At 71.9% G+C, this 24,524-nt stretch carries 24 protein-coding genes; 18 read left to right on the top strand and 6 right to left on the bottom strand.

Features of this window, described 5'->3' with window-relative positions:
- Positions 1-122: 122 nt before the first annotated feature.
- The 4 genes from ACFVYX_RS07320 (at position 123) to ACFVYX_RS07305 (ending at position 4,962) form a co-directional block, all read left to right on the top strand.
- The gene (locus ACFVYX_RS07320; protein ID WP_389680360.1) at positions 123-1,460 is read left to right on the top strand and encodes a hemolysin family protein; all 1,338 of its coding nucleotides are present in this window, start codon (positions 123-125) and stop codon (positions 1,458-1,460) included.
- A complete protein-coding gene (locus tag ACFVYX_RS07315; RefSeq protein ID WP_389680359.1) occupies positions 1,457-2,476 on the top strand; it encodes a hemolysin family protein in 1,020 nt (339 codons plus the stop codon). Before ACFVYX_RS07320 ends, ACFVYX_RS07315 begins: the two co-directional genes overlap by 4 nt.
- 138 nt (positions 2,477-2,614) lie before the next feature.
- Complete coding sequence (locus ACFVYX_RS07310) at positions 2,615-3,946, top strand: hemolysin family protein (protein WP_389680358.1); 1,332 nt, start codon at positions 2,615-2,617, stop codon at positions 3,944-3,946.
- On the top strand, positions 3,943-4,962 hold the full coding sequence (locus ACFVYX_RS07305) for a hemolysin family protein (protein WP_389680357.1): 1,020 nt from the start codon (positions 3,943-3,945) through the stop codon (positions 4,960-4,962). Before ACFVYX_RS07310 ends, ACFVYX_RS07305 begins: the two co-directional genes overlap by 4 nt.
- A gap of 54 nt (positions 4,963-5,016) precedes the next feature.
- Here ACFVYX_RS07305 and ACFVYX_RS07300 read toward each other — a convergent pair whose 3' ends face one another.
- Positions 5,017-6,534, bottom strand: a complete 1,518-nt coding sequence (locus tag ACFVYX_RS07300) for a serine hydrolase domain-containing protein (protein ID WP_389680356.1) — start codon at positions 6,532-6,534, stop codon at positions 5,017-5,019.
- Positions 6,535-6,615: 81 nt separating this feature from the next.
- Here ACFVYX_RS07300 and ACFVYX_RS07295 point away from each other — a divergent pair, with 81 nt between their 5' ends.
- Complete coding sequence (locus tag ACFVYX_RS07295; RefSeq protein ID WP_389680355.1) at positions 6,616-7,257, top strand: TetR/AcrR family transcriptional regulator; 642 nt, start codon at positions 6,616-6,618, stop codon at positions 7,255-7,257.
- A 1,034-nt stretch (positions 7,258-8,291) separates the two neighbouring features.
- On the opposite strand, the gene ACFVYX_RS07290 is transcribed toward ACFVYX_RS07295, so the two are convergent.
- Genes ACFVYX_RS07290 through ACFVYX_RS07270 form a run of 5 tightly spaced genes read right to left on the bottom strand, consistent with a single transcriptional unit; the run spans position 8,292 to position 10,193 of the window.
- Positions 8,292-8,579 carry a hypothetical protein gene (locus ACFVYX_RS07290; RefSeq protein ID WP_389680354.1) on the bottom strand — a complete coding sequence of 96 codons (288 nt, stop codon included), beginning with the start codon at positions 8,577-8,579 and terminating at the stop codon, positions 8,292-8,294.
- Positions 8,580-8,627: 48 nt separating this feature from the next.
- Positions 8,628-9,122 carry a hypothetical protein gene (locus ACFVYX_RS07285; protein WP_389680353.1) on the bottom strand — a complete coding sequence of 165 codons (495 nt, stop codon included), beginning with the start codon at positions 9,120-9,122 and terminating at the stop codon, positions 8,628-8,630.
- 22 nt (positions 9,123-9,144) lie between these two features.
- The gene (locus tag ACFVYX_RS07280) at positions 9,145-9,315 is read right to left on the bottom strand and encodes a hypothetical protein (RefSeq protein ID WP_181924584.1); all 171 of its coding nucleotides are present in this window, start codon (positions 9,313-9,315) and stop codon (positions 9,145-9,147) included.
- 27 nt (positions 9,316-9,342) lie between these two features.
- On the bottom strand, positions 9,343-9,699 hold the full coding sequence (locus ACFVYX_RS07275; RefSeq protein ID WP_389680351.1) for a PRC-barrel domain-containing protein: 357 nt from the start codon (positions 9,697-9,699) through the stop codon (positions 9,343-9,345).
- Positions 9,696-10,193 carry a DUF5994 family protein gene (locus ACFVYX_RS07270; RefSeq protein WP_389680350.1) on the bottom strand — a complete coding sequence of 166 codons (498 nt, stop codon included), beginning with the start codon at positions 10,191-10,193 and terminating at the stop codon, positions 9,696-9,698. The genes ACFVYX_RS07275 and ACFVYX_RS07270 overlap by 4 nt, the downstream gene beginning before the upstream one ends.
- Before the next feature lie 303 nt (positions 10,194-10,496).
- On the opposite strand from ACFVYX_RS07270, the gene ACFVYX_RS07265 reads away from it, so the two are divergent.
- From ACFVYX_RS07265 to ACFVYX_RS07205, 13 genes are all read left to right on the top strand, one after another.
- The gene (locus ACFVYX_RS07265; RefSeq protein ID WP_389680349.1) at positions 10,497-11,087 is read left to right on the top strand and encodes a DUF5994 family protein; all 591 of its coding nucleotides are present in this window, start codon (positions 10,497-10,499) and stop codon (positions 11,085-11,087) included.
- A 4-nt stretch (positions 11,088-11,091) separates the two neighbouring features.
- Positions 11,092-11,301 (top strand): hypothetical protein, encoded by a 210-nt coding sequence (locus tag ACFVYX_RS07260; RefSeq protein WP_389680348.1) that lies wholly within the window; start codon positions 11,092-11,094, stop codon positions 11,299-11,301.
- Positions 11,302-11,413: 112 nt separating this feature from the next.
- On the top strand, positions 11,414-11,680 hold the full coding sequence (locus ACFVYX_RS07255) for a hypothetical protein (RefSeq protein WP_389680347.1): 267 nt from the start codon (positions 11,414-11,416) through the stop codon (positions 11,678-11,680).
- Between the two features lie 43 nt (positions 11,681-11,723).
- A complete protein-coding gene (locus ACFVYX_RS07250; RefSeq protein WP_338495316.1) occupies positions 11,724-11,996 on the top strand; it encodes a hypothetical protein in 273 nt (90 codons plus the stop codon).
- Positions 11,997-12,214: 218 nt separating this feature from the next.
- Positions 12,215-13,414, top strand: a complete 1,200-nt coding sequence (locus ACFVYX_RS07245; RefSeq protein ID WP_389680346.1) for a PP2C family protein-serine/threonine phosphatase — start codon at positions 12,215-12,217, stop codon at positions 13,412-13,414.
- A 481-nt stretch (positions 13,415-13,895) separates the two neighbouring features.
- Entirely contained in the window at positions 13,896-14,561 is a 666-nt protein-coding gene (locus ACFVYX_RS07240) for a response regulator transcription factor (RefSeq protein WP_389680600.1), read from the top strand.
- On the top strand, positions 14,558-15,811 hold the full coding sequence (locus ACFVYX_RS07235) for a sensor histidine kinase (RefSeq protein ID WP_389680345.1): 1,254 nt from the start codon (positions 14,558-14,560) through the stop codon (positions 15,809-15,811). Before ACFVYX_RS07240 ends, ACFVYX_RS07235 begins: the two co-directional genes overlap by 4 nt.
- Before the next feature lie 144 nt (positions 15,812-15,955).
- Positions 15,956-16,189: a hypothetical protein gene (locus ACFVYX_RS07230; RefSeq protein WP_389680344.1), complete on the top strand. Its 234-nt coding sequence runs from the start codon at positions 15,956-15,958 to the stop codon at positions 16,187-16,189.
- Positions 16,190-16,383: 194 nt separating this feature from the next.
- Complete coding sequence (locus ACFVYX_RS07225) at positions 16,384-17,157, top strand: ABC transporter ATP-binding protein (protein ID WP_389680343.1); 774 nt, start codon at positions 16,384-16,386, stop codon at positions 17,155-17,157.
- 80 nt (positions 17,158-17,237) lie between these two features.
- On the top strand, positions 17,238-19,796 hold the full coding sequence (locus ACFVYX_RS07220; protein ID WP_389680342.1) for an ABC transporter permease: 2,559 nt from the start codon (positions 17,238-17,240) through the stop codon (positions 19,794-19,796).
- A gap of 401 nt (positions 19,797-20,197) precedes the next feature.
- The gene (locus ACFVYX_RS07215; protein ID WP_389680341.1) at positions 20,198-21,844 is read left to right on the top strand and encodes a LuxR C-terminal-related transcriptional regulator; all 1,647 of its coding nucleotides are present in this window, start codon (positions 20,198-20,200) and stop codon (positions 21,842-21,844) included.
- Between the two features lie 130 nt (positions 21,845-21,974).
- Positions 21,975-22,904 (top strand): alpha/beta fold hydrolase, encoded by a 930-nt coding sequence (locus ACFVYX_RS07210; protein ID WP_389680340.1) that lies wholly within the window; start codon positions 21,975-21,977, stop codon positions 22,902-22,904.
- Positions 22,901-24,355 carry an FAD-binding oxidoreductase gene (locus ACFVYX_RS07205; protein ID WP_389680339.1) on the top strand — a complete coding sequence of 485 codons (1,455 nt, stop codon included), beginning with the start codon at positions 22,901-22,903 and terminating at the stop codon, positions 24,353-24,355. Before ACFVYX_RS07210 ends, ACFVYX_RS07205 begins: the two co-directional genes overlap by 4 nt.
- Positions 24,356-24,524 lie beyond the last annotated feature (169 nt).

Raw genomic sequence — 24,524 nt, 5'->3', positions numbered from 1 at the left:
AGGGGCGTGACTCTCCCCACGTCGTTCACGAGAAGGAGCCACGGGCCCGCGATGGAGCCTCCGAGTACCGGCCGTGCCGGATCCTGCCTGCTGACTTTCGGTGAGCGAGTGGGGGTGGCACGGTGACCGAAGTCCTCCTGTTGCTGCTCGCCCTCGGACTCACTCTGGCCTGCGCCGTCTTCGTCGCTGCCGAGTTCTCCCTGACGACTGTCGAGCGCGGTGAGCTGGAGCGGGCCGTCGAGGCGAAGGAGCGCGGCGCCGAGGGCGCGCTGCGTGCCGTTCGCCGGCTGACCGTGCAGCTCTCCGGCGCCCAGCTCGGCATCACCGTCACCTCGCTGGTGATCGGCATGCTCGCGGAGCCGTCCCTCGCGGCGCTGCTGCGCGGCCCGCTGGAGGCGATGGGTCTGGGCGGTGCCGCGCCCTCCGTCGCCACCGTTCTCGGTGTGGCGATCTCCACCGTCGTACTCATGGTCGTCGGCGAGCTCGTGCCGAAGAACTGGGCGATCTCGCGCCCGCTGGCCGTCGCCAAGGTCGTGGCCGGCCCCCAGCGGGGCTTCACCGCCGCCTTCGGTCCGTTCATCCGGCACCTCAACGACACCGCCAACCGGTTCGTACGCCGCTTCGGCCTGGAACCGGCCGAGGAGCTGCACTCCGTGCGCACCCCGGACGAGCTGGCCTCCCTGGCCCGGCACTCGGCCGCCGAGGGCGCCATCGAGGCGGACTCCGTCGAGTTGTTCGTCCGTACGCTCCACTTGGGCGAGCTGACAGCGGAGAACGTGATGACCCCGCGCGTCGACGTCCGCGCCCTGGAGGCCCAGGCCACGGCCGCCGACGCCGCGAACCTGACGTACGCCACCGGCCTGTCCCGTTTCCCGGTCTACCGGAACGCGCTCGACGACGTGATCGGCACCGTCCACATCCGTGACGTCCTCGCCCTGGAACCCGCCGCCCGCGCGGCCACCCCGATCACCAAGCTGGTGACCGAGCCCCTCCTCGTGCCCGAGACGCTGCCCGCCGACCGGCTCCTGGAGCGGCTGCGGGCGAGCCGCACCATGGCCGTCGTGATCGACGAGTACGGCGGCATGGCCGGCGTGGCGACGGTGGAGGACATCGTCGAGGAGGTCGTCGGCGAGGTCCGTGACGAGCACGATCCCGTCGAGGTCCCCGACCTGCTGCCCGCGCCGCCCACCGAGGACGGCCGGGCCACCTGGGAGGCCGACGGAGGCGTACGGATCGACGAGCTGGCCCGCATAGGGCTGCGCGCGCCGGAAGGCCCGTACGAGACGGTGGCCGGTCTGATCGCCACCCGCCTCGGCCGCATCCCCGCCCAGGGCGACGCGATCCTGCTCGACGGCTGGCGGCTCGACGTCCTCGACATCGAGCACCACCGGGCGGACCGCATCCACCTCACCGAGCCCGCTCGCCAGGCGGAGCACCAGCATGCCGGAGTGGTCCGATGACCGCCGTCCAGCTCACCATCGGCTTCCTCACCCTGCTGACGAACGCCTTCTTCGTCGGCGGCGAGTTCTCCCTGATCTCCGTCCGACGCAGCCAGATCGAGCCACTGGCCCGGGAAGGCGACCGGCGGGCCCGGATGACCCTGTGGGGCCTGGAGCACATCTCCGCGCTGATGGCCACCGCCCAGCTCGGCATCACCGTCTCCTCACTGGTCCTTGGCGCGGTCGCCGAACCGGCCATAGCCCACCTCCTTGAGCCCGCCTTCGAGGCGGCCCACGTGCCGCACGGCTTCGTACACCCGATCGCGTTCGTCATCGCGCTCACCCTGGCGACGTACGCCCACATGCTGATCGGCGAGATGGTCCCGAAGAACATCGCGCTCGCCGCCCCGGTGAAGACCGCGCTGCTCCTCGGCCCGCCCCTGGTCGCCCTCACCCACGCCCTCAAGCCGGTCATCTTCGGCATCAACGCCTTCGCCAACGCGCTCCTGCGGCTGCTGCGCGTCGAGCCGAAGGACGAGGTCGCGTCCGTCTTCACCGACGACGAACTCGCCCGGATGGTCCACGACACCAGCCAGGCCGGACTGCTCTCCCCCGCCGACGGGGAGCGGCTGCGCGACGCCCTGGAACTGGGCACCCGCCCCGTCGGCGAGATCCTCGTCCCCGCCGCCCGCATGGTGACCGTCGACCACCGCATCACCCCCGCCACACTGGAGCGGACCGCCGCCGAGGCCGGCTACTCGCGCTTCCCGGTCACCGGACCGGCGGGAGCCGTGCTCGGCTACCTGCACATCAAGGACACCCTCGGCGTCACCGACCGCGACCGGCCCTTCCCGCGAACCGCGCTGCACGCGGTGACCCGGGTCCGCGTCGACACCCCGCTCGACGACACGCTCACCGCGCTGCGGGCTGCCGACAGCCACCTGGCCGCCGTCACCGGCGCCGGCGGGGCCGTCCTCGGCTACGTGACCATGGAAGACGTCCTCGACGAGCTGGTAGGACCGGCCGCCACCGTGTGACCGGGTCTTCCGCCTGCGGTCCGGCGGCTCCCTCACCCCCGATACTCCCTTCCAACGCTCTGTCCCTTCTGCAAGGAGCCACTTCTTGTCCGCGTCCGCCAGACCGACGTCCACCCGCACCGCGATGTGGTGCGGTCGATGAACGCCGCTCTCGGCCTGCTGGCCGTCCTCGTCCTGACCGCCGGCACGGGGTACTTCGTCGCCCAGGAGTTCGCCTACGTCGCCGCCGACCGGCTCGCGCTCGCCCGTGAGGCCGAGGCGGGCGACAAGCGGGCCGCCCGCGCGCTGACGGTCCTCGAACGGCTCTCGTTCATGCTCTCCGGCGCCCAGCTCGGCATCACCGTCACCGGTCTGGTCGTCGGCTTCCTCGCCGAGCCGTCCGTCTCAGCGCTGCTCAAGCCAGCGCTGGAAGGGACGGGCCTGTCCGCCGGCGCCGTCTCGGCGATCTCCGTGGTCCTCGCGTTCGTGGTGGCGACGGTCCTGCAGATGGTCCTCGGTGAGCTCGCACCGAAGAACCTGGCCCTCGCCGTCCCCGAACGGCTCGCCAAGTCTCTCGCCTCCTCCACCCTCGTCTATCTCAAGATCGTCGGGCCGGTCGTCCGCGTCTTCGACGGTACGGCCAACAAGTTGCTGCGCAAGGTCGGCATCGAGCCGGTCGAGGAACTGCACCACGGCGCCACCCTCGAAGAGCTCAGCCACCTCATCGGGGAGTCCCACGAACAGGGCGAGCTGCCGCCCGCCACCGCCGAGCTGCTCGACCACGCCATGGAGTTCTCCGAGCGGACCATGGACGAGGTGATGGTGCCGCGCGCGGACGCCGTCTTCGTACGGAAGGACGCCACCCTCACCGAGGCCGTGGAGCTGATCGCCACATACGGCCACTCGAACTACCCGGTCCTGGGCGACCACCCCGACGACGTCGCCGGAGTCCTGGGCGTGAACGAGCTGATGCGCCTGCCCGCGACCGCCTTCGACACCACCACCGCGGGTGAGGCCGCGCGCCGTCCGCTGCTGCTGCCCGACACCCTGCCGCTGCCGCGGGCCGTGGCGCGGATGCGGGAGCGGGACGACGAGTTCGCCGTCGTCCTCGACGAGCACGGCGGCGTCGCCGGCATCGTCACCTACGAGGACATCGCCGAGGAACTCGTCGGCGACATCGCCGACGAGAGCGACACCGTCGTCACCCTCGCCGCCCCGGACGGCGACGGCTGGAAGGTCGACGCCGGCCGCCGCCTCGACGAGATCGAGGACGCCACCGGCATCACGCTGCCCGAGGACGACGACTACGACACCGTCGCCGGCCTGATCATCGACCGCCTCGGCCGCTTCCCCACGATCGGGGACCGCCTCACCGTCGACGACGTCCGCATCGAGGTCCTCAGCCTCGACCGCCACGTCCCCGACCGCGTCCGCCTCGCACGCGTCCGCGACGAACACGTCCCGTCTGACGCCGAGGAGGCCCAGGCATGAGCTTCCCCCTCGCGCTCTTCATCACCGTCCTGCTGCTGATCGGCAGCGGCTTCTTCGTAGCCGCCGAGTTCGCGCTCGTCGCCGCCAAGCGCCACCGCATCGAGAAGGCCGTCGCCGACGGGCAGCGCGGCGCCAAGGCCGCGCTCGCCGGCATGCGCGAGCTGTCGCTGATGCTCGCCGGCGCCCAGCTCGGTATCACCCTGTGCACCCTCGGTCTCGGCGCGATCTCCAAGCCGGCGATCTCGCACGAGCTAGACCCCCTGCTCGTGAAGCTGGGCCTGCCCACGGCCCTCAGTTACGGCATCGCGTTCGCCGTCGCCATGACCGTCGTTGTCTTCCTCCACATGGTTCTCGGCGAGATGGCCCCCAAGTCCTGGGCCATCGCCCACCCCGAACGCTCCGCGATGCTCCTCACCCCGCCCTTCCGCGCCGTGGTCAAGACCGTCCGGCCGCTGATCTGGGTCCTCAACAAGGTCAGCAACGCGCTCGTACGGCTCTGCCGCGTCCAGCCCCGCGACGAACTGGCCGCCGTCCACAACCGCGAGCAGCTCACCCACCTCGTCGAGGAGTCCGAGCGCCTCGGCCTGATCAACAAGACCGACTCCCAGCTCATCACCCGCTCCCTGACCGAGCCCCAGACCCCGGTGGCGCAGTTCCAGACCCCGGCCGCGGACATCGTCACCATCCCAGCCGACGCCAACCTGGACACTCTCCTGGCACGGGCCTCCGAGGCGAACCGCTCCCGCCTCCTGGTCCGCGACGGCGACCACGTCCTCGGCTCCGTCCACGCCCGCGACGCCCTGGTCGCCCGAACCCGCGGCCGGTCCCTCACCGCCCGCGACCTCGCCCGTCCCGTACCCGAACTGGCCATCAGCACCACGGTCTCCGAGGCCGTCGAGCAACTGCGCCGGCGTCGCTCCTCCCTCGCCGTCGTACGAGACGCCGACGGCGCGCTCACCGGCCTGGTCAGCCTCGACGACCTCCTCGTCCGGCTCATGGGGCCGCAGACGGTCTGACATCCGCGTCGTCGGGTTGGCCGAGCCAGACAGGCCGCCCACTCCAGCCTCTGGTCACTCGGGGCGAGGAACGCCCCGGGGAGGCCGAGCGCCGCCTCTGCCGACGTACGCGGTGGCAAGCCGCAGGGCAACGATGGCGGTCCCGGCGGCGGTCGCCGTGCAGAGGGCAATGAAGACGTCGGGCGTCCAGGTCCACAGTGCTCCGGGCCCGATGAGGGTGAGGGCGGCCGCCATGGCGATGCACGGCAGGGCGCCGGTCAGACACCACAGGATGGTGGGGGCGCGGCGGCGGGGCACGGGCCGTCGGCGGAGCAGGCGGGCGGACTGGAAGGTGCCCGCGAGGAGAGCGAGGGCCAGGGTGGTGAGGCCCCAGACGGTGGCGTGGTACGTCGCGGCGGAGGGTGCGTCGGCGGGGGCGGTGCCTCCGGCAAGCATGCGGACGGCGCCGAAGCCGACCTCCATGACGGCACCGTCGTGGAGGAGTCCGTGGAGGTTCTGCTGGAGGACGAGGGCGAGGTTCTGCTCCGGCAGGAGGAAGAGCATCGCGGAGTAGCCAGGGGTGGCACCGGTGTGCCAGATCGCGCTGTCGAGGGGAGCCTCAAGGCCCCCGACGCGCCAGCCGAGTCCGTATCCGGTCGCGGCGCCGGACGGGTGGAGTCGGCCGGAATCTCGCATCAGGCGGACGGACTCGGGCGTCAGGACCGTCGTACCGTTGCCGGTCCTCCCCGACCGGAGCTGAAGGGAGGCGAACGCGGCGAGGTCGTTCAGGTCGCCGCCCGTGTAGCCATAGGCGGCGCCGTTGTCGTCCACGCCGTCGGCGATCGCGGATGGTATGCCCCACAGGAGCTGGTGTCCGGGCGGAAGGTTTCGCTCGCGGGCGGACGCCCGGTCGCCGATCGCCCCGTCCATGCCGACCGGGCGCAGGACGCTGTCCCGCAGGTGCTCGGCGAAGGACCGGCCCGTCACGGACTCGACCACGGCTGCAAGGACGAGATAGTTGGCGCTGCTGTAAGCGTACGTGGTGCCGGGCGGACCGAGCGGGCGTACGCCGTCCAGCGCGGCGACCCGCCCGGTCGCGTCCGGACAGTCGGCGTCGACGCAGTCCGTGACCTCGAAGGTCGCCGACTCCGGGACGCCCGCCGTCTGCTGGAGCAGATGGCGGACCGTGACCCGGGCGGCGTGGCCGGTGCCGCCGAACCGGAAGGTCGGCAGGTGGTCGACAACCCGGTCGTCGAGGTGGAGCCGTCCGTCCTGCACGAGCGTCATGACGGCGCTCGCGGCGATCGGCTTGGCGACCGAGCCCCAGAGAAACGGCGTGTCGTCGGTGACCCGTTCGCCGTGGCCGTCGGTGCCCCAGGCACGTGAGTGGACCGGCCCATCGGGGCCGACCACGGCGTAGGCGAGCCCGGGAGTGCGGGTGGCTTCCATGCGCTCGCGCACGTAGGTGTCCATCGCCGCGAAGCGGTCCGCCGGGTCGGGTGAATGCGCCGCAGCAGGCGCCTCGCCTAAGGGAAGCAGGCCGAGCAGGAGGGCGGCCGCCGTTGCGGCGGCGCGTCGGAGCGGGCTGGACATGAGGGCCTCGTCCTTCCGTGGGGCACGGGCGGATAACCGTATGGAGATACGGTTATAACCGTACGCTGGTACGGTTATCAAGTGCCGCGAACCGCCGACCACGAAGAACGCCGCCGTCAGATCGCCGACACCGTCAGCCGGTTGATCTCCGAGCACGGACTCGACGCCGTGACGGTGGCGCGCACGGCCGCCACCGCGGGCATGTCCGTGGGCCTGGTGCAGCACTACTTCCGCACCAAGGACGAGATGCTGCTCCACACCTTCCGCGAGGTCTCCGCCCGGATCCGCGCACGCGCCGACGAGCGCATCAAGGACGGCGTCCAGCACAAGCGGCCCATCGCACGGGTCATGGCGGAGGTGATGACCGAGTACATCCCCCTGGACGAGGCCCGCCGCGCCGAGTACCGCGTGGCCCGCGCGTTCGCCGGCCGCGCCCTCGACGTCCCCGCCCTCGCCGAGGTGGACACCGAGACCGCCCGGAAGCTGCGCGAGGACATCGCCCGCGCCGTCCACAACGGCAAGGAGTGCGGCGAGGTCGACGAGGACGTGGATCCGTCGGCGGCGGCCGTCCGTCTCACCGCCGTGATGGAGGGCCTCGCACTCCAGGTCTACCGCGAGCCCGAGGGGGGCGCGAGAGTGCTCGTGGCCCGGTTCGTAGCCCCTCTGCTCGACGCCGAACTCTCCACCGTCTTCACCGGCGAATGCCGCCAGTACACGGGCTAGACAGCACATCGACAGGCTCGTTCTGGGGAAGCGCCTCCTGCACACCGGCAACGATGCATCTGCAGTGGTCCGGCGGTGGGAGGCAGCGGAAGCACCGGCAGCCTCCTGGGGAGAAGCCCGGAGACGATCTCCCCCAGCCCCCCTTCCCGGACCAGCGCAGTCCCCTGCGCAGTCGCCAAAACGGCCAGGCCGCGAGCCCTGCCGGGCATCATTCTGGACGAAGAGGAAAGGTTGCCGGGGGTGCGTGGGCCAGAGTCCTCGGAGCCGACGCAACGATTACGTTCGGGAAGGCGGCGCGGGGGCCGCACCAGTATCCGCCCTGTGCCGTCCATCCACACGCACGGGCTTCGCCTCTGCACCCGAGCTGTGGCGCCGTGCCCCAGCCGTGCCCTTCAGAGCGGTGAACAGCGGTCAACGCCGGTACTTCGCGGCCTCCGACAGGCGCCGCATCAGAGGGTGTTTCCGCAGGTCAGATGGCCTGTCCTCTGTCCGAGCGCCGGTGATTCCCAAGCTTATAGCGCGGGTTCGATTCCCGTCATCCGCTCGTGAACGAAGCCCCAGGTCGGTGACCTGGGGCTTCGTCGTCGGTGGCACCGTCACACTGCGCGAACGCAAGACCTGTCGAGAACAGGTACGTCAGAGTCCTGTTACGAAGTCGTGCGAAGGAAACCGCCTTCTCGGAGTCCGGAGGCGGAAGCCGCGGAACGACCTGCGCGTCCCGGAGGAAGACCCGGCCGCCTGCACCTGTCTGGTCGGCGAGGGCCTGATCACCGTCGACCGGGAACCGGGCAGCACACCCGCGACGGCCTCCCTCACCCACCAGGGAATCCGCCGTATGGAGGCCGAAGAAGGACGCGGCTGAACCGGACCGCCCGAAGGCCCGCTTTCCCTCCCGAACTGTCCGGCCCGCAGTCGTACAATGGGACATGGATCGAGCACGCTCACGTGTGACGATCCGGAAGGGCGGCCTCGGCGGAGTGAATGCGCTGAGGCCGTTGTGACGACCGCCGCCATGAGGCCCGCGTCGCCCTACGTCATGTCGCCGCCCGGTGCTGGTGATCCACCTCGCGCGCGAGGTCCAGTCCGAGGACGCGGTCGAGGAAGGCGAACGTCTCGAACTTGGCACCGGACGGGACGTCGGCGCGCGTCACCACGGTGCCAAGTGTGTCCAGGACGGCGGGGACGCCGAGATCATCGCCCAGCACGTCACGGGCGTGCCGCAGCACATCGGCGGGGATCGGCCTGGACGGCGCCTGTGCCCAGTCGGCCACCAGCTGCCGCCAGTGCCCCAGGCGTCCGCCGGGCCTCTTCGAGCGCGGCACCGGTGACCGTGACCGGTGTGCGGTAGGCGTGGCCGAGCATCAGCATCCTCACAGCCAGCGGATCGGTCCCCTCCGGGACGACGGCGTCCAGGGGCCCCGAGGCCAAGAAGTGGGCACGGTCCGGGACGCCCCGTTCCGGGATGCCGGGCCGACCTGGCCCACGTCGACACGGACCCCGCCCACCGCGTCCTGCGCGGCGGTCCCGTGCGCGTGGACGTGTACGTCGGCAGCAGCGCGGAGTGTTCCGTTCGGATAGTGAACACCGCCGATGGCCGGCGGGTGGACGCCAAGAGCGGACATGGCGCGTTCAAGCACCTGGACTTGCTCATGAGGCAGGTCCGGCGTGGTGAGGAACGTGCGGGACTGCAGGCCGTGCAGCTCCGCCGTACGCGCCAGTACGTCACCGACCAGGAGCGCCCGCAGGTCCGTCATACCGATCCCGGCGTCGCTGACCGGCAGGTGGACGCAGACGCTCAGCAGATGGCGGCGTACGGAGGGAACCTCCACGGGGCGGCCGATACGGGTGTCGACGATACGCAGCATGATGCGGAGACCGTCCCCGAGGTCACCGGAGCGGGCGGTGGCGGGCGGAGCGGCGGGTGCGCAGGGCCATGTAGAGGAGGTCTGCCACGAGTACCGCGATGCCGATGAAGAGCAGGAAGAGGAGCCCGTCGGCGACGGCGCCGATGAGGCCCAGGATGATCGCGACGATGATCAGGGCGAGGAAGAGTGTCATGGGGCCGCCTCCCCGGCGGTCGGGGGCTCAGCGTCGGGCGAGTTGCCGTTCGCCGTTCGCACCGGCTTCGTAGGCGAGGCCGTAGTGGCGGAAGACGGCTTCCTCCTCCTCGACGGGCAGGACGTCGTCCGTGCCGATGGAGGGGCTCCGTTTCACCAGTTTCCTGTCGTGGGCGACCCGCACGTACCCCGGCCCCACCGTCGCCCCTTCCAGGGGGACGAACACCAGGTGGTGCCGGGTGGGCAGGCCGACGCGGACCGTGGCCATGGCCGGTTCGTCGGTGCTGGTGTCGACGTAGACGGATTCCAGTTCGCCGATCTTGTGGCCGCCGGGGTCCATCACGGCCTGGTTGCGCCACTCGCGGATGTCCGCCGTCTGGATCATGTCTCTCCTCCCTGTTCGGTCGCCGGTGGGGGAAGCGGGGCGACGAGGAGCTCGGTGGCCTGCGTGATGTTGTCGGCGCGGACCGCGCGGGCCATGGCCGTGCGGGCGGCATCGGGCTCCGTGCCCGGCGGCACCAACATCAGCGCGAAGTGGTCCGTGTCGCCACGGGTGATCAGGACGGTGTCGTCGCCGACGGGGAAGGAGTCGAGATGGACGACCCGGTCGTCGACGACCAGCCGGGTCGGGATCGCGTCCCACGCGGTGGCGTCCAGGCCGACCCGGGTGATGGGTCCGAGGTGTTCCGTCAGGGCTGCCACCAGCGCGGGAACCTCTTGCTCCACGTCGCGTGTGCGCGGCCACCACGCCCCGTCGAGGACGCCCTGCCGGGAGTGCGTCGTCTCCAGCCGGAGCAGAGCCGCACCGGGGCGCACCGCCTGGTGGATCTCGTCCGGCAGGAGCAACGGGGGCGGGGGCGGGATGTCGGAGTCGGCCATGATGGATCCGCTCGTCTACGAGTGAGGTGCCGCAGCCCGCCACGGCCGCGCCCGAGGGGCGACAGGCCGCCGGCGGGGCGACTGTGCCGTCATCTCACAGTAACTCCGGCTCCCGCAGGTCCGCCCGCCGCACACTCGCTCGTACGAACCGGAAGTCCCTCCCCGTATCGGGCCGTAAACGGACTGTTCGGACGTACGCTGGAAGTACCGGAAGTACTTCGAGCACCAGCTTCCACGCAGGTGTCATTTCCGGGGAAAACGAATAACCGGGCTGCCGACGGGCAGCCCGGGGGCAGGTCCGCCATGACCACCAGCCTCGACAGGACAGCGAACCGCGCCCTCACCCCGGGACTTCCGGCCCGCTCGTCGCTCACCCCGAAGACCACCCTCGCCGGTCGGCTCGACGGCGCCTGGTGGCCCCGTTCACGCGACCTGGCAGCCGAGCTGCCGGCGCTGGCCGACGCCCTCGAAGGACACTGGGGCCGCATCACCCGCGTCCTGGTGAATCCCGGCCACTGGCCCGTCGTCCCGCACAAGGTCGCCGTCACCGGCCACGTCCTGCACGTGGGCTGGTTCACCGAGCAGGACCCGGACAAGGTCATCCTGCTGTCCTACACGACCGGGCGTTGCGACCTGCTCGTCATTCCGCCCGAGACCGAACCGGCCTCCGCGGCCCGGCTGATGACCGCCGCCGCCGTCCCCGGCAGCGGCCGCACCGCGGGCGCGCTGATGTCCGGTGAGGCCGCGACCGGCCGCCGTATGCGTGAGGCTCGGAGCAGCGAAGACGCCTGGGAGAGCGAGGGCGGGGCCGCCCCGGCGCACCGGCCGCACCCAGCGGCGCATCCCGTCGTCGGCGCGCGGATGATCGCCCTGCCGGGACGCACGGGGAGGTGAGGACATGGAGACCGTGATCACGCTCTTGGCAGCCGCGCTTCTGATCGCGCTCGGCGCACGCCTGATCCACCGGCTCAACGCCCAGCACGACGCCCGCATAGCGGCCCACCGCTTCGGCGACCCCTACCCCTCCCTCAGCCGTCCCCCCGGCCACGGCAACCCCAGGCCGCCCGAACGAATCGACGATCGTCGGCCTACGGGCACCTGGCCCTGACCTGCCTGACCTCAGACCACTCCTCCAGCCGAAGGCCGCGGGTGGGGCACCCGACACCAGGGACAACCCACCCGCCGGCCTCTCGCTTCTGTCCCGAACGGAGCACGCCGTCTTGGACCTCACCGAGAACGAACCACTACCGCAGGCCGAACACGCCGAGATCCGTATCGTCTCCGCCACCCCCGAGGCCGCCCGCGCGGTCGCCGAAGTGATCCGCCGATGCTTCGCCGGGGCAGAACAGCGCAGCTACCCCGTGCCAGGTGGCGGCACACTGCTCCACCTCACCGTCGACACCGAGACCGCCGCCGGACCCGCCCGCACCTGGCTCGCCACCAGCAGACAGCCCACCGGCCCCGGCGCCCACACCGAGGAACCCTGACCGGCCACGAACGACCACCGCACGACGACAGGACCACGCGGCCATGGCGACACTCCACGAGCGGCAGCGGTACCGCCGACAGATCCTCCAGGCGCTCTACGCGGCCGCCGAAGGAAACCGCCTGCTCGGCATCACCGGAGCCGCGCTCAACCACGACCTGCGCATCCCGGAGCAGGACCTCGCCGCCGCCTGCTCCTACCTCGCGGGTGAGGGACTGGTCACCGTCGACTGGGAACCGGGAAACACACCCGCGATGGTCTCGCTCACCCACCAGGGCATCCGCCTCATGGAAGCGGAGGAGGAAGAGGGCGGCTGAGCCCGGCGGGCTCGGAAGACCCAGGGAGGGCGTCGCCAGCCGCCTGCGGCCAGTGCCCCCGCACGGTGGCCGGGTGGCGTGACCTGCCGCCGAGAAGCATCCTGGAGGCCACATCTCTGGTGCGGGCCGCTCCGCTGCCCGGTCGCCGCGCGGTCGCGGCACCCGGCCCGTACGGCAGGACCGAACGAGGTCATCGCCGCTCGGTTGGAGGCAACGGGATGACCGTCGGACGGCTCGGGGAACCCGATCGCTCGGAGAGCTTCGGGGAGGGACTCCTGGGAACGATCCTGGACCGGGCGCACGAGCTGCCGCCCGACCGGGTCGGGCTGCTCGTCGCTGAGACGGTGGGCCGGTTGGGCGGCAGGAGCCCGCAGATCCTGCTCCAGGACTACGGGCAACAGAGGCTCGTTCCCCTGCTCGCCGAAGGGCTGACGGGCGGCGAGCCGCTGTCCATCGACGGCTCCGACGCCGGCAGGTGTTTCCTCACGTCGCTCCCGGTCGAGCTGGCGATGGCCGACGGAGTACGCGTCCACGTACCGCTGCTCGACGGCGGCGACCAGGCCGGCGTCCTGGCCGTCACCCTGGACGCGGTCGACGACGACGACCGCCGACTCCTGCGCAGGGTCGCGGGCCTGGTCGGCGACCTGCTGCAGACCAAGAACGGCCACACCGACCTCTTCTTCCGCACTCGCCGCGGCGAGCCGATGAGCGTCGCCGCGGAGATCCAGTGGTCGCTCCTACCGCCGCTGACCATGACCATGCCGCGCGTCGCCGTCGCCGGGGTCCTGGAACCCGCCTACGACGTCGCCGGCGACAGCTTCGACTACGCCCTGAACGGCGACACCTTCCACCTCGCCGTGATCGACGCCATGGGCCACGCCCTGAACGCGGCCACCCTGGCCACCGTCGCCATCGGCGCCTACCGGCACGCCCGCCGCATCAGTATCGAGCTGTCCGAGATCTACCTCTTCATGGACCGGGCGGTGGCCGAGCAGTTCGCCCCCGACCACTTCGTCACCGCGCAGATGCTGCGACTGGATACGACCACCGGCCGTCTCCAGTGGGTCAACGCGGGACACCCCGCCCCCGTCCTGATCCGCGAGCACCGTGTCCTGGGTCGCCTGGACAGCCCCACCACCCTCCCCGTCGGATTCGGTGGAGCACAGCCACAGGTCAGCGAGGTGTCCCTGCGGCCCGGGGACCGGGTCCTCTGCTTCACCGACGGCCTGATCGAGGAACACGAGAGCGGACAGGAGCAGTTCGGCGAGGACCAGCTCATCGACTGGGTGAACCAGCTGGAGAAGACGGACCGAGGCGTCCGCGCGGTGGCACGGGACCTCTCCCAGACGCTCAGGCGAGCACGCGGCGAGGCCACCTCCGACGACGCCACTCTCGTCCTGGTCGAGTGGCGCGGCTGATCTGCCGCCGTGCCACGACGTGCCAGTAGGGGCGGTAAACAGCGGATAACAAGGGAGCCGAGGAGACGGCGAAGAAGCGGCGCCAGGCTGACGTTTCCGCAGGTCAGAAGCGCTTCGCGGGCTCAAGTACCGGGTGATTCCCAAGCTTATAGCGCGGGTTCGATTCCCGTCATCCGCTCTAGAACGAAGCCCCAGGTCAGAGACCTGGGGCTTCGTCGTTGTCCAGACCTCCCGGGGCTTTGCATCCGGGGCGTATCGGGTGACGCTCGGGGGCGTATCGATCCCGGAAGGACGAGCCGCAGGCACGGTGGGCTGTCCGCTGTCCGTCGTATCGTTCCGATGGTGGCGTGGTCGCCCGCACGTCGGGAACGTGAATCCGGGCCACCCGCACGTCGCCTTCCGAACAGGAGCCGTCCTCTTGTCCTCGCCCGACTCCCCCGCGTCCACCGCGCGCGTGCTCCTCGTCGAGGACGACGACCTGATGCGACGGGCGTTCGCCGTCGCCCTGGAGCGCTACGGCTACGACGTGCGGGCCGTCACCAACGGCCTCGCCGGGCTCGAAGCCTTCCGTGAGCACGACTTCGACCTGCTGATCCTCGACGTGATGCTGCCCGGCCTCGACGGGATCGGGCTGTGCCGCCGGGTCCGGGAGACCAGCCTGGTGCCGGTCCTGATGATGTCCGCCCGCGGCGACGGGCTGGACGTGGTCGCCGGGCTTGAGGCTGGGGCGGACGACTACGTCGTCAAACCGGTGGAGACGTACGTCCTGGTGGCCCGCATGCGCTCGCTGCTGCGGCGTGCCACGTACGCGCCCGTACCCGCCGAGCGAGGGGCTCAGGCCGGGAGCCCGCCGACCGCTGGGGACGTGCTGGAGTTCGGGGACCTGCGGATCGACACCGCCGGCATGGAGGTCTTGCTCTCCGGCGAGCCGGTGGCGCTGACCCCGACGGAGCTCAAGCTCCTGCTGGAGTTCGCCGCCCACCCCGGCATCGTGCTGGAGCGGCACACGCTCCTGCGGAACGTGTGGGAGTACGGCTGGGACGGGGACAGCCGCGTCGTCGACCTGTGCGTACAGCGGCTACGCCGGAAGGTGGGCCGCGACCGGATCGAGACGGTCCGGGGCTTCGGATACAAGTTCCGGCGGTGACCGTGCGTCCCCTCCGCGGGCCGTGGGCGGGCCGCACCCCACTGCGCCGGAAGATCGCCGCTCTCGCCGCGGCCACGGCCCTCCTCGTCGTGGCGGCGGTCGGTGTCCTGGTGCACCTGTGGACCGCCCAGGACATCCGCAGCCGGGGCGAGGCGCGGGCGATGAACACCCTGTACGCCGCCATGGACGTCTACCGCCGCACCGGCGTCCTCACCGACGGCGCCGCGCTACACCCCGCCGGCCTGCCCGCCGCGCTGCGGGACCCGGCCGACGGCACACGGCACCACGTGTACGACGGGCGCGTCGAGGGCAACGTCGGGCCGAGTGTCTGGGCGGCCCAGCGGACCGGCGGCCCCGGCAGCCCGGTTCTCGCCGTCCAGATCAACCTGGGCCCCGACCGTGCCAACCTGTCCCGCCTCGACGCGGCCATGGCGGTCGCCTCCGTGGTCGCGCTCGCGGGCGCCGCACCCCTGGCCGTCTACGGCGCGGGGCTCCTGTCCCGGAGACTGAGCCGGGTCGCCGAGACCGCCGCACGGATCTCCGCCGGAGACCTGGACGCCCGCACGGGGCCCACGAAGGGCCGTGACGAGGTCGCGGACATCGCCGCGACCGTCGACCGGATGGCCGACAGCCTCGCGCTGCGGCTGCGCACCGAGCGCCGGTTCACCGCGGACGTGGCCCACGAGCTGCGCACCCCCGTCGGAGGACTGCTCGCCGCCGTCGACCTCCTGCCGCCCGGCGAGACCGAGGACCTGCTGCGGGCGAGGGTGCGCGACCTGCGCGACCTCGTCGAGGACCTTCTTGAGATCTCCCGCCTGGACGCGGGCGCCGAGGAGGCGGTCCGTGTCCGGGTGCCGCTCGGCGCCGTGGTCGCCGAGGCCGTCTCCCGTACCGGCCTCGACGCGGAGATCACCGACGACGGCAGCGCGCGGACGGTGGAGACCGACCCGCGCCGCCTGGAGCGGATCGTCGCCAACCTCGTCGTCAACGCCCACCGCCACGGAGCAGGCCCGGTCCGGGTCACCGTCGACGGACCGACGGTCGTCGTCCGTGACCACGGCCCCGGCTTCCCGGACGACCTGCTGCTCCACGGCCCGCGCCGCTTCCACACCGGTGCCCGGGAACGCGGCTCGGGCCACGGCCTGGGGCTCACCATCGCCCTCGGCCAGGCCCGGGTCCTCGGCGCCGAACTGCTGCTGGCCAACGCCCCGGACGGCGGGGCCGTCGCCACCCTGAGGCTGCCCGCGTGACGGAACGGCCGTTGGTGGTCGGTACGTGGTGGAGCGGCCACTGATACACGGCGGCCCACGGGCCGATACGTTGCTCCGTCACCCTTCGAAGGACACCACGTCCCGTACCGAATCCAGCTCGGGACCCGCTTCGAGGAGGCCACCGTGAACCCGTCCTGCCGCACCACCGCCCTGTCCCGCGGCGTCCTGGCCGCCGACGCCCTCACCGCCGTCCTGTCCCTGCTGCTCGTCATCGGAGGGCTCACCGCGAACACCGCGGCGGGCGAGACGGGACAGCCGGCCGGAGTGCTCGGCGTGATCGGGCTGTTCCTCGGCGGGACGCTCCTGGCCGTCGGCGCGCTCGCCCGCAGGGTCGTCACGCTGGGCGAGCGCCGGTAGAGGCGCGCCCCTTCAGGGCCTCCCCGCCGCCCGCGCCCCCCGACGCGCGGACACCGCGGGGAGGCCCTTTCCCGTACCCGGCCCGCTACACGGTTGCCGCATGCCCGAGCGGACACCGATACACGGCGGCCCAGGCCCCGATACGTTCCCCGGACACCCTTCACGTGCGCTTTCCGTACGAGAAGAGGAGCCCCATGACCGCCGACCTCCTGCCGCCGCACCCGACGACCGGCATCGCGGCCGCCACCACCGACCTGTCGAAGGTCTACGGCAGCGGCGACACCCGCGTGGTCGCCCTGGACCGGGTCAGCATCGCCTTCCGGGAGGGCGAGTTCACCGCGATCATGGGCCCGTCGGGTTGCGGCAAGTCCACCCTGATGCACTGCGCCGCCGGGCTCGACTCGCCCACGTCCGGGTCGGTACGCGTCGGCACCACCGAACTCGCCCGGCTCGGGGACCGGCAGCTCACGCAACTGCGCCGGGACCGGATCGGGTTCGTCTTCCAGGCGTTCAACCTGCTGCCGACGCTGACCGCTCTGGAGAACATCACCCTGCCGATGGACATCGCCGGCCGCCGCCCCGACCGCGCGTGGCTGGACCGGGTCGTCTCCATGGTCGGCCTCTCCGACCGCCTGGGACACCGGCCCGCCGAGCTGTCCGGCGGCCAGCAGCAGCGCGTCGCCGTCGCCCGCGCCCTGGCCTCCCGGCCCGCGATCGTCTTCGGCGACGAGCCCACCGGCAACCTCGACTCCCGCTCCGGGGCCGAAGTCCTCGGCTTCCTGCGGGACTCGGTGCGCGAGCTGGGACAGACCGTGGTCATGGTCACCCACGATCCCGTGGCCGCCGGTTACGCCGACCGCGTCGTGTTCCTCTCCGACGGGCGCCTCGTCGAGGAGATGGCCCGGCCCACCCCGGACCGCGTCCTCGACCTGATGAAGAGCCTGGGCTCCCGCTCCCACGACGGCTGAGCCGCGCCCCCGCCGCCCGCCCCGTACCGCCCGGGGAAGCCCCGGCTCCCCCGCCCTCCCTCGGAAAGTCCCCACGCCCCATGCTGAGAACCACCCTGCGCAACCTCCTGGCCCACAAGGCCCGGCTGGCCATGACCGTCCTCGCCGTCTGCCTGGGCGTCGCGTTCGTCAGCGGCACCCTCGTCTTCGCGGACTCCACCGCCGCCGCCCACCGCGCCGCCGCGTCGAAGACCTTCGCCGGTATCGACGTCACCGTGACCGAGAAGGCCCCCGAACCCGGTACGGACTCCGGACCGCGGACCGGTGTGCTCGACGACGCGCTCGTCGCCCAGCTGGCCCAGGTGCCCGGCGTCGCCGCCGTACGACCGTCGGCCGACGGCTCGGCCACCCTGAACGCGGCGGACGGCAGCCCCCTGCGGGCCGGCCGCGCCTGGTCGAACCTGGCCGGCGCCTACGCACCGGACAAGGGCGGCGAGGACAGCCGCCACCCGCTGGCCGAGGGCCGCGCCCCCGCGCACAGCGGCGAGATCGCCGTGGACGGCGGCACCGCCGCCGCGGGCGGTCTCCGGCTCGGCGACACGGTCACCCTGGCCACGGACGGTCCGGTCATGACCGCGCGGCTTGTCGGCATCGTCACCACGGACGACACCCGGGTCACCGCCGGCGGCACCCTCGTCCTCTTCGACAAGGCGACCACGCAGAAGCTGTTCGCCACCCCCGGCCACTACACCGGCATCGACCTGACCGCCACGCCCGGCACCACCGCGTACGAACTCGCGGACCGGGTCACGGCCGTGCTGCCCGCGGACCGTGCCGAGGCCACCACGGGCCAGGCCCAGGCTGCCCAGCAGGCCATCCTCGTCGACACCCTGACCCGCGGCTACGAGAAGGTCCCGATGGTCTTCGCCGGGGTCTCCCTCTTCATCGGCTCGTTCCTCATCGTCAACACCTTCACCATGCTCGTGAAGCGGCGCACCCGCGAGACCGCGCTGCTCCGGGCGATCGGCGCCTCGCGCCGCCAGGTCTCGCGCTCCGTCCTCCTGGAGGCCCTGGTGGTCGGCCTGGCCGCCTCGGTGGCCGGCTTCCTGCTCGGGCTCGCCATCGCGGCCGTTCTGCCCCACGCCCTCGGCGGTGACAGCGCCCTGCCCGGCGGCCCCCTGGTGATCGGCCCGCGCTCGGTCGTGGCGGCGCTCGGCGTGGGCGTCGGCGTCACCGTGCTCGCCGCGTGGCTGCCCTCCCGCGTCGCCGCCAGGACCTCGCCCATGGAGGCGCTGCGCACGGCCGAACAGCCACCTCCGGCACGGCGGTTCCGACTGCGCGGCGCGGTGGGCCTCGTTCTCCTCGCACTCGGCGCCGGCTGGCTGATCTCCCTCGGCGGCGCGAAGGACGCCTCGGAGGAGAACCTGCGCGCCGCGATGGCGGGCTGCGGCCTGTTCGCCGCCGGCCTGATCGTGCTCGCGCCGGTGATCGCCGCCCCGGTGATCCGGCTGACGGGGCGGCTGACCGGGCGCTTCGGCGTCACCGGCCGCCTCGCCCGGGAGAACGCCCTGCGCGATCCGCGCCGCACGGCGGCCACCGCCGCCACCCTGCTGATCAGCACCGGCCTCGTCACCGGCCTCGCCGTCATCGGACACTCCACCGGCCAGGCCCTCGATCGCCAGGCCACGGCCGGGCTCGGCGCCGACTACGTCGTCAGCACCCGCTCCACCATGACGGGCATCGACCCGGCCGCCGTACGACGGCTGGCCGAAACCCCCGGCGTGCGCGCCGCGCACCCGATCACCGACTCCACCCTGTTCACCGGCACCGGCGTCCGGCAGATCTCCGGCGTCGACCCCGCCACCGTCCGCGACACCATGAAGCTCGACTTCGTCTCCGGCTCCGCCGACGACCTGGCACCGGGCCGGATCGCCGTCTCCGCCACCCTCGCCCGGGAGAGCGGAGTGACCACTGGCGGCCTGTTGAACGTCGAGATGGGCCGCGCGGGGAAGCCCACCTCGTACCAGGTCGTGGGCGTCTACAAGGACAACCCCATCGCCCACGACGCACTCGGCAACCGCGGCGAGGTCGCGGCCGACAGCTTCCTGCCCGGCTCCGTCCAGCGCGTACTCCTGCGCACCGACGGCCCGGCGACGGCCGCACTGGAGAACCGGCTGCGCGCCGCCGTCGGCAACAACCCCCTCCTCACCGTGCAGGACCGCGACCAGCTGGTCAGCGAGGCCGCTGGCACCATGGGCGACCTGCTGAACGTGATGTACGGCATGCTCGGCATCGGCGTCGTCATCAGCGCGCTCGGCATCGTGAACACGCTGGCCATGTCGGTCGCCGAACGCACCCGCGAGATCGGCGCCCTGCGCGCGCTCGGCATGGACCGCGCCGGCATCCGCCGCATGATCCGCCTGGAGGCCCTGACGGTCGCCGGTTTCGGCACCCTCCTGGGTCTGGCGGGCGGCCTGTTCGGCGCCTGGGCCGTCGGCTCCCTCGCCAACGGCGCCATCGACCAGTACACCTTGGCCCTGCCCTGGGGCACCCTGCTCCTGGTGTGCCTGCTCTCGCTCGCGGTCGGCGTCCTCGCGGCCGCCGTCCCGGCCCGCCGTGCAGCCGCCCTGAGCCCTCTGGAGGCGGCCGCCCACACCTGACGTCCGGCACGGGCTCGCGGCAGCCGGTGCCAGGGGCGGACCGGATCGCGCCGGCCCCGGCGTGCCCCAGCCGTGCCCTCCGGAGCGGTGAACTACGGTCACCAGCGGTGTCGAGCAGGCCGCCGCACACCCGCATCAGCGAGAGAAATACCAGCTCAGAGGCGGTTTGGTGGTCCGAGCGTCGGTGATTCCCAAGCTTATGGCTCGGGTTCGATTCCCGTCATCCGCTCCACGACACAGCCCCAGGTCAGCGACCTGGGGCTTGTTTGTTGTCCAGACCTCTTCGGGCCGGCGCCCTGTCACCCGGCCGGCGCAACACGATCGTCGCCGACGTCGGCGGAGTGCGGGCGGCGGAGAGCACGTACGCTGCCTATAGGGACTCGTCGTCGACGGGAGCCCGCATGGGCATCATTGATCCACGTACGCAGGGCCGCGAGGCGTACGAGCGACTGGCATGGCGGGACGCGTACGAGCAGCTCTCGGCCGCCGACCGGCAGGCGCCGCTCGGGGCCGATGATCTCGACCGGTTGGCGCGAGCGGCGTACCTGGTCGGATCCGCCGACGCGGCGACCGAGGCCTGGGAGCGGGCCCATCACACGTTTCTCGAACGAGGGGACGCGCCGTCGGCCGTACGGTGTGCGTTCTGGCTCGGGCTCACGCTCCTCTACCGCGGCGAGCACGCCCGCGGCGGCGGATGGCTGGCACGGGCGCAGCACATCCTCGACGACGCGGCGCTGGACTGCGCGGAGCAGGGGTACCTGCGTATCCCCATGGCGCTGCGGGCCGTGGACGGTGGCGACCCCGAGGCGGCGCGCCGCTCGTTCGTCGAGATCACCGAGATCGCCGACCGGTTCGACGACGCCGACCTGCGCGCCCTCGGGCGGCTGGGGCAGGGCCAGGCGCTGGTCGCGCAGGGCCGAGTGACTCAGGGCGTGGCGATACTGGACGAGACGATGGTGGCGGTGACCACGGGAGAGGTGTCGCCGGTCACCGCCGGAATCGTCTACTGCGCCGTGATCCTCGTCTGCCGCGGTGTCTTCGACCTCCGTCGCGTACAGGAGTGGACGGCGGCGCTGAGCCGTTGGTGCGCCGAGCAGCCGGATCTCAAGCCGTTCCGGGGCGAGTGCCTCGTGCACCGTTCGGAAGTCATGCAGCTGCGCGGCGAGTGGGCCGACGCCATGGACGAGGCGCTGCAGGCGTGCGAGCACCAGTCCGACCTGCCCGGTGACCCGGTGATGGGCATGGCGCTGTACCAGCGTGCCGAGCTGTTCCGGCTGCGCGGCGAGTTCTCCCGGGCCGAGAGCTGCTACCGCGAGGCCATCGGCTGCGGGCACTCGGCGCAGCCGGGCCTGGCGCTTTTCCGGCTGGCGCAGGGCCGCCTCGATGACGCCGCCGCCGCGATCCGCCGGACGGTCGGCGAGACCGAGAGGGCGAAGGAGCGGCCCAGCGTGCTGGCCGGCTGTGTGGAGATCGAGCTCGCCGCCGGAGCCGTCGAGGACGCCCAGGTCGCGGTGGACGAGCTCGACAAGATCGCCGCCGGTTTCGACTCGTCGTACCTGCGGGCGGTGGTCGCGTACGCGCACGGGTCCGTGCTCCTCGCCGTCGGTGAACCGGAGTCCGCGTGCGTCGCCCTGCGCCGGGCGTGGGTCGCCTGGCACGAGAGCGGGGCTCCCTACGAGACGGCGCGGGTGCGACTGCAGCTGGCGCGGGCGTACCGCCAGGTCGGCGATCACGACACGGCCGAGATGGAGCTGGAAGCCGCCCGCCGGGTCTTCGAGCAGCTGGGCGCGGTGCCGGCGCTGGAGCAGGTACGTGAGCTCATGGGCCGCGCAGGTCGGGCCGCGAGTGCGAATCCCGGGGGCCTGACCCCTCGCGAAGTCGAGGTGCTCCGCCTGGTCGCGACCGGTGCGTCGAACCGGGAGATCGCGGACAGTCTGGTGATCAGCGACAAGACGGTCGCCCGGCATGTGAGCAACATGTTCACGAAGCTGGGTGTCTCCTCGCGGGCCGCCGCCACCGCGTACGCCTACGAGCACGACCTCGTGTAGGACCCGGACCCGGCTGCCTGCATAGAAATACCCACACGGCGTGCACCGGCGAGTTGGTTGACGCGACCGATGCGGACGCCGCTGCCGGAGGCGGACCCTCGTCTCGTAGGCACTGAGGAAGGAGGCCGTGATGAGCACCAAGGAGAGGGCGACGGAGCGGTCCGCCGGGCAGCAGGCGCGCGACCAGCTGCTGGCCGCGATGCCGCTGACCGAGCGGCGGATTCAGTCGGCGACGGTGTCCACCGCCGTCCTGGAGGGCGGTGACGGCCCACCCGTCGTGCTGCTGCACGGCCAGGGCGAGTTCGCCGCCGTCTGGATCAACGTGATCCCCGACCTGGTCAGGACCCACAGGGTGATCGTTCCCGACCTGCCCGGCCACGGCGCCTCGGAGGTGCGCGAGGGCGGCCGGCTCGACGCCGACACGGTTCTGACCTGGCTGGACGAGCTGATCGACCAGACCTGCCGGGCGAGGCCGCCCGTGCTCGTCGGCCACCTGCTGGGTGGCGCGATCGCCGCGCGGTACGCGGTGCAGCACGGCGACCGCCTGGCCCGCCTGGTCCTGGTCGACACGATGGGGATGGGCTGGTTCCGGCCGGCACCGCGCTTCGCGCTGCCCATGATGGGCTTCGTCGCCCGACCGACTCCGAAGAGCCGGGACCGCTTGTTCAACCAGTGCTTCCTCGACATGGACCGGGTGGGCGAGCAGGCGGGCGAGCAGTGGGAACCGCTGCTGGACTACGCCCTGGACCGGGCCCGCACACCGAGCGTGCAGGCGGCGCTGCGCAGCCTCATCCCACAGGTCGGCATGAAGCCGATCCCGTCCGACGATCTCACGCGTATCGGCGTTCCCACGGACCTGATCCACGGTCGGCACGACCTCCAGGTACGGCTGCGGACGGCGGAGGCGGCGAGCGTTCGGTACGGCTGGCCGTTGCACGTGATCGAGGACTGCCGCGACGACCCCGCCGCGGAACAACCGGAAGCATTCCTCCACGCGCTGCGCACCGCGATCGGGCCATCGGGAGAGACCAAGGCATCGGGAGAGGTGGAGCCATCATGAGTACGCGAATGTTCGAGGTCGCCGGACTCGGAGACGAGCGCGTCGGCCTGACCTCCGCTCGGATCGAGCAGCTCAGCACCCGGCTCGAGGGGACGCTGCTCGCGGCCGGGGACGAGGGCTGGGACGAGGCCGTCATGGTCTGGAACGCCATGGTCACCGCGACGCCGACACTGGTCGTCCAGCCGGTCTCGGCCCAGGACGTGGCCACGGTCGTCCGGTTCGCCGCTGACCACGGCCTGCTGCTGAGCATCAAGGGCGGGGGCCACAACATCGCCGGCACGGCACTCGCCGACGGCGGGCTGACCCTCGACATGTCCCGCATGCGCGAGGTCACCGTTGACCCGTCCGCCCGCCTCGCGCATGCCGGTCCGGGGTGCCTGCTGCAGGACGTCGACCGGGCGACCCAGCAGCACGGGCTGGCGACGGTGCTCGGCTTCGTGTCCGAGACGGGAGTCGCCGGCCTGACCCTCGGCGGCGGATTCGGCTACCTGACGCGCCGGTTCGGCTGGGCGGCCGACAACCTGGAGGAGGTCGAGATCGTCACGGCGGACGGAAGGATCAGGACCGCGAGCCGGGCGGAGAACCCGGACCTGTTCTGGGCTCTCCGAGGCGGTGGCGGCAACTTCGGCGTCGTCACCCGCTTCACGTTCCGGCTGCACGACGTCGGCCCCGTCATCACCGGTGGTCTCGCTGCCTGGAGCGCGGACCAGGCGGACGAGGTGCTCGCGACGTACCGGGAGCTCACCGCGTCCGCTCCCCGCGAGCTGACGGCGGTGGCGATCGTCCGGCTCGCGCCGCCGGCGCCGTTCGTCCCGGAGGAGTGGCATCTCAAGCCCGTCGTCGGGCTGCTCGTGTGCCACAGCGGCACCACCGCCGAAGCCGATCTCGCCCCGCTGCGCGCTCTCGGAGAGCCGATCTTCAACCTCATCGGCGCGAAGCCCTACGTGGCCCAGCAGTCGATGCTCGACGCGATGGAACCCAAGGGGCTGAACCAGTACTGGAAGGCGGAGTTCCTCCCCCGCCTGCCGGGCGAATACCTTCCCACCTTCCGGGACGCCGCGCTCGACGTCGCGTCCCCCTTGTCGTTCTCCGTCATCTTCCACCTCGCCGGCGCGCTGAACGAGTCGGACGACGGCGGTGCGGTCGGTAACCGAGACGCCCGGTTCATCAGCGGCTTCTCCGGAGTGTGGCCGCCGCGGGCCGACGGAGACCGCATCGTGGGCGCGGTCCGCGAGGGATGGGAGAAGATCCGGCCGTTCTCGACCGGCGGCAACTACGTCAACTTCCAACTGGCCGAGGACGACACCGACAGAACCGCCGACGCATACCGGGGCACCTACGAGCGCCTCCAGCGGATCAAGGCGCAGTACGACCCCGACAACCTTCTCCGCGTCAACCGCAACATCCGTCCGATGGGGCGGTCCGCTCCTGCGGAACACCGTGCCGGCTGACGTATTCGCAGGTCAGGCGCGACTTCAGCGCTCAAAGCGGCAAACCGCTCGTGAGAGAAGGCCCAGGTCAGCGACCTGGGCCTTTCTCGTCGTCCAAGCCGCCCTGGTGGCTGCGTGGGCTCACGGACCTGCACCGCCAGCTGCTCGCGGACATCCAATCGGAGCTGAG

Source organism: Streptomyces sp. NPDC058326, assembly GCF_042879855.1.
Lineage (GTDB): Bacteria > Actinomycetota > Actinomycetes > Streptomycetales > Streptomycetaceae > Streptomyces.
The sequence above is the reverse complement of the archived record's forward strand: the minus strand, read 5'-3'. Positions and strand labels throughout refer to the sequence as shown.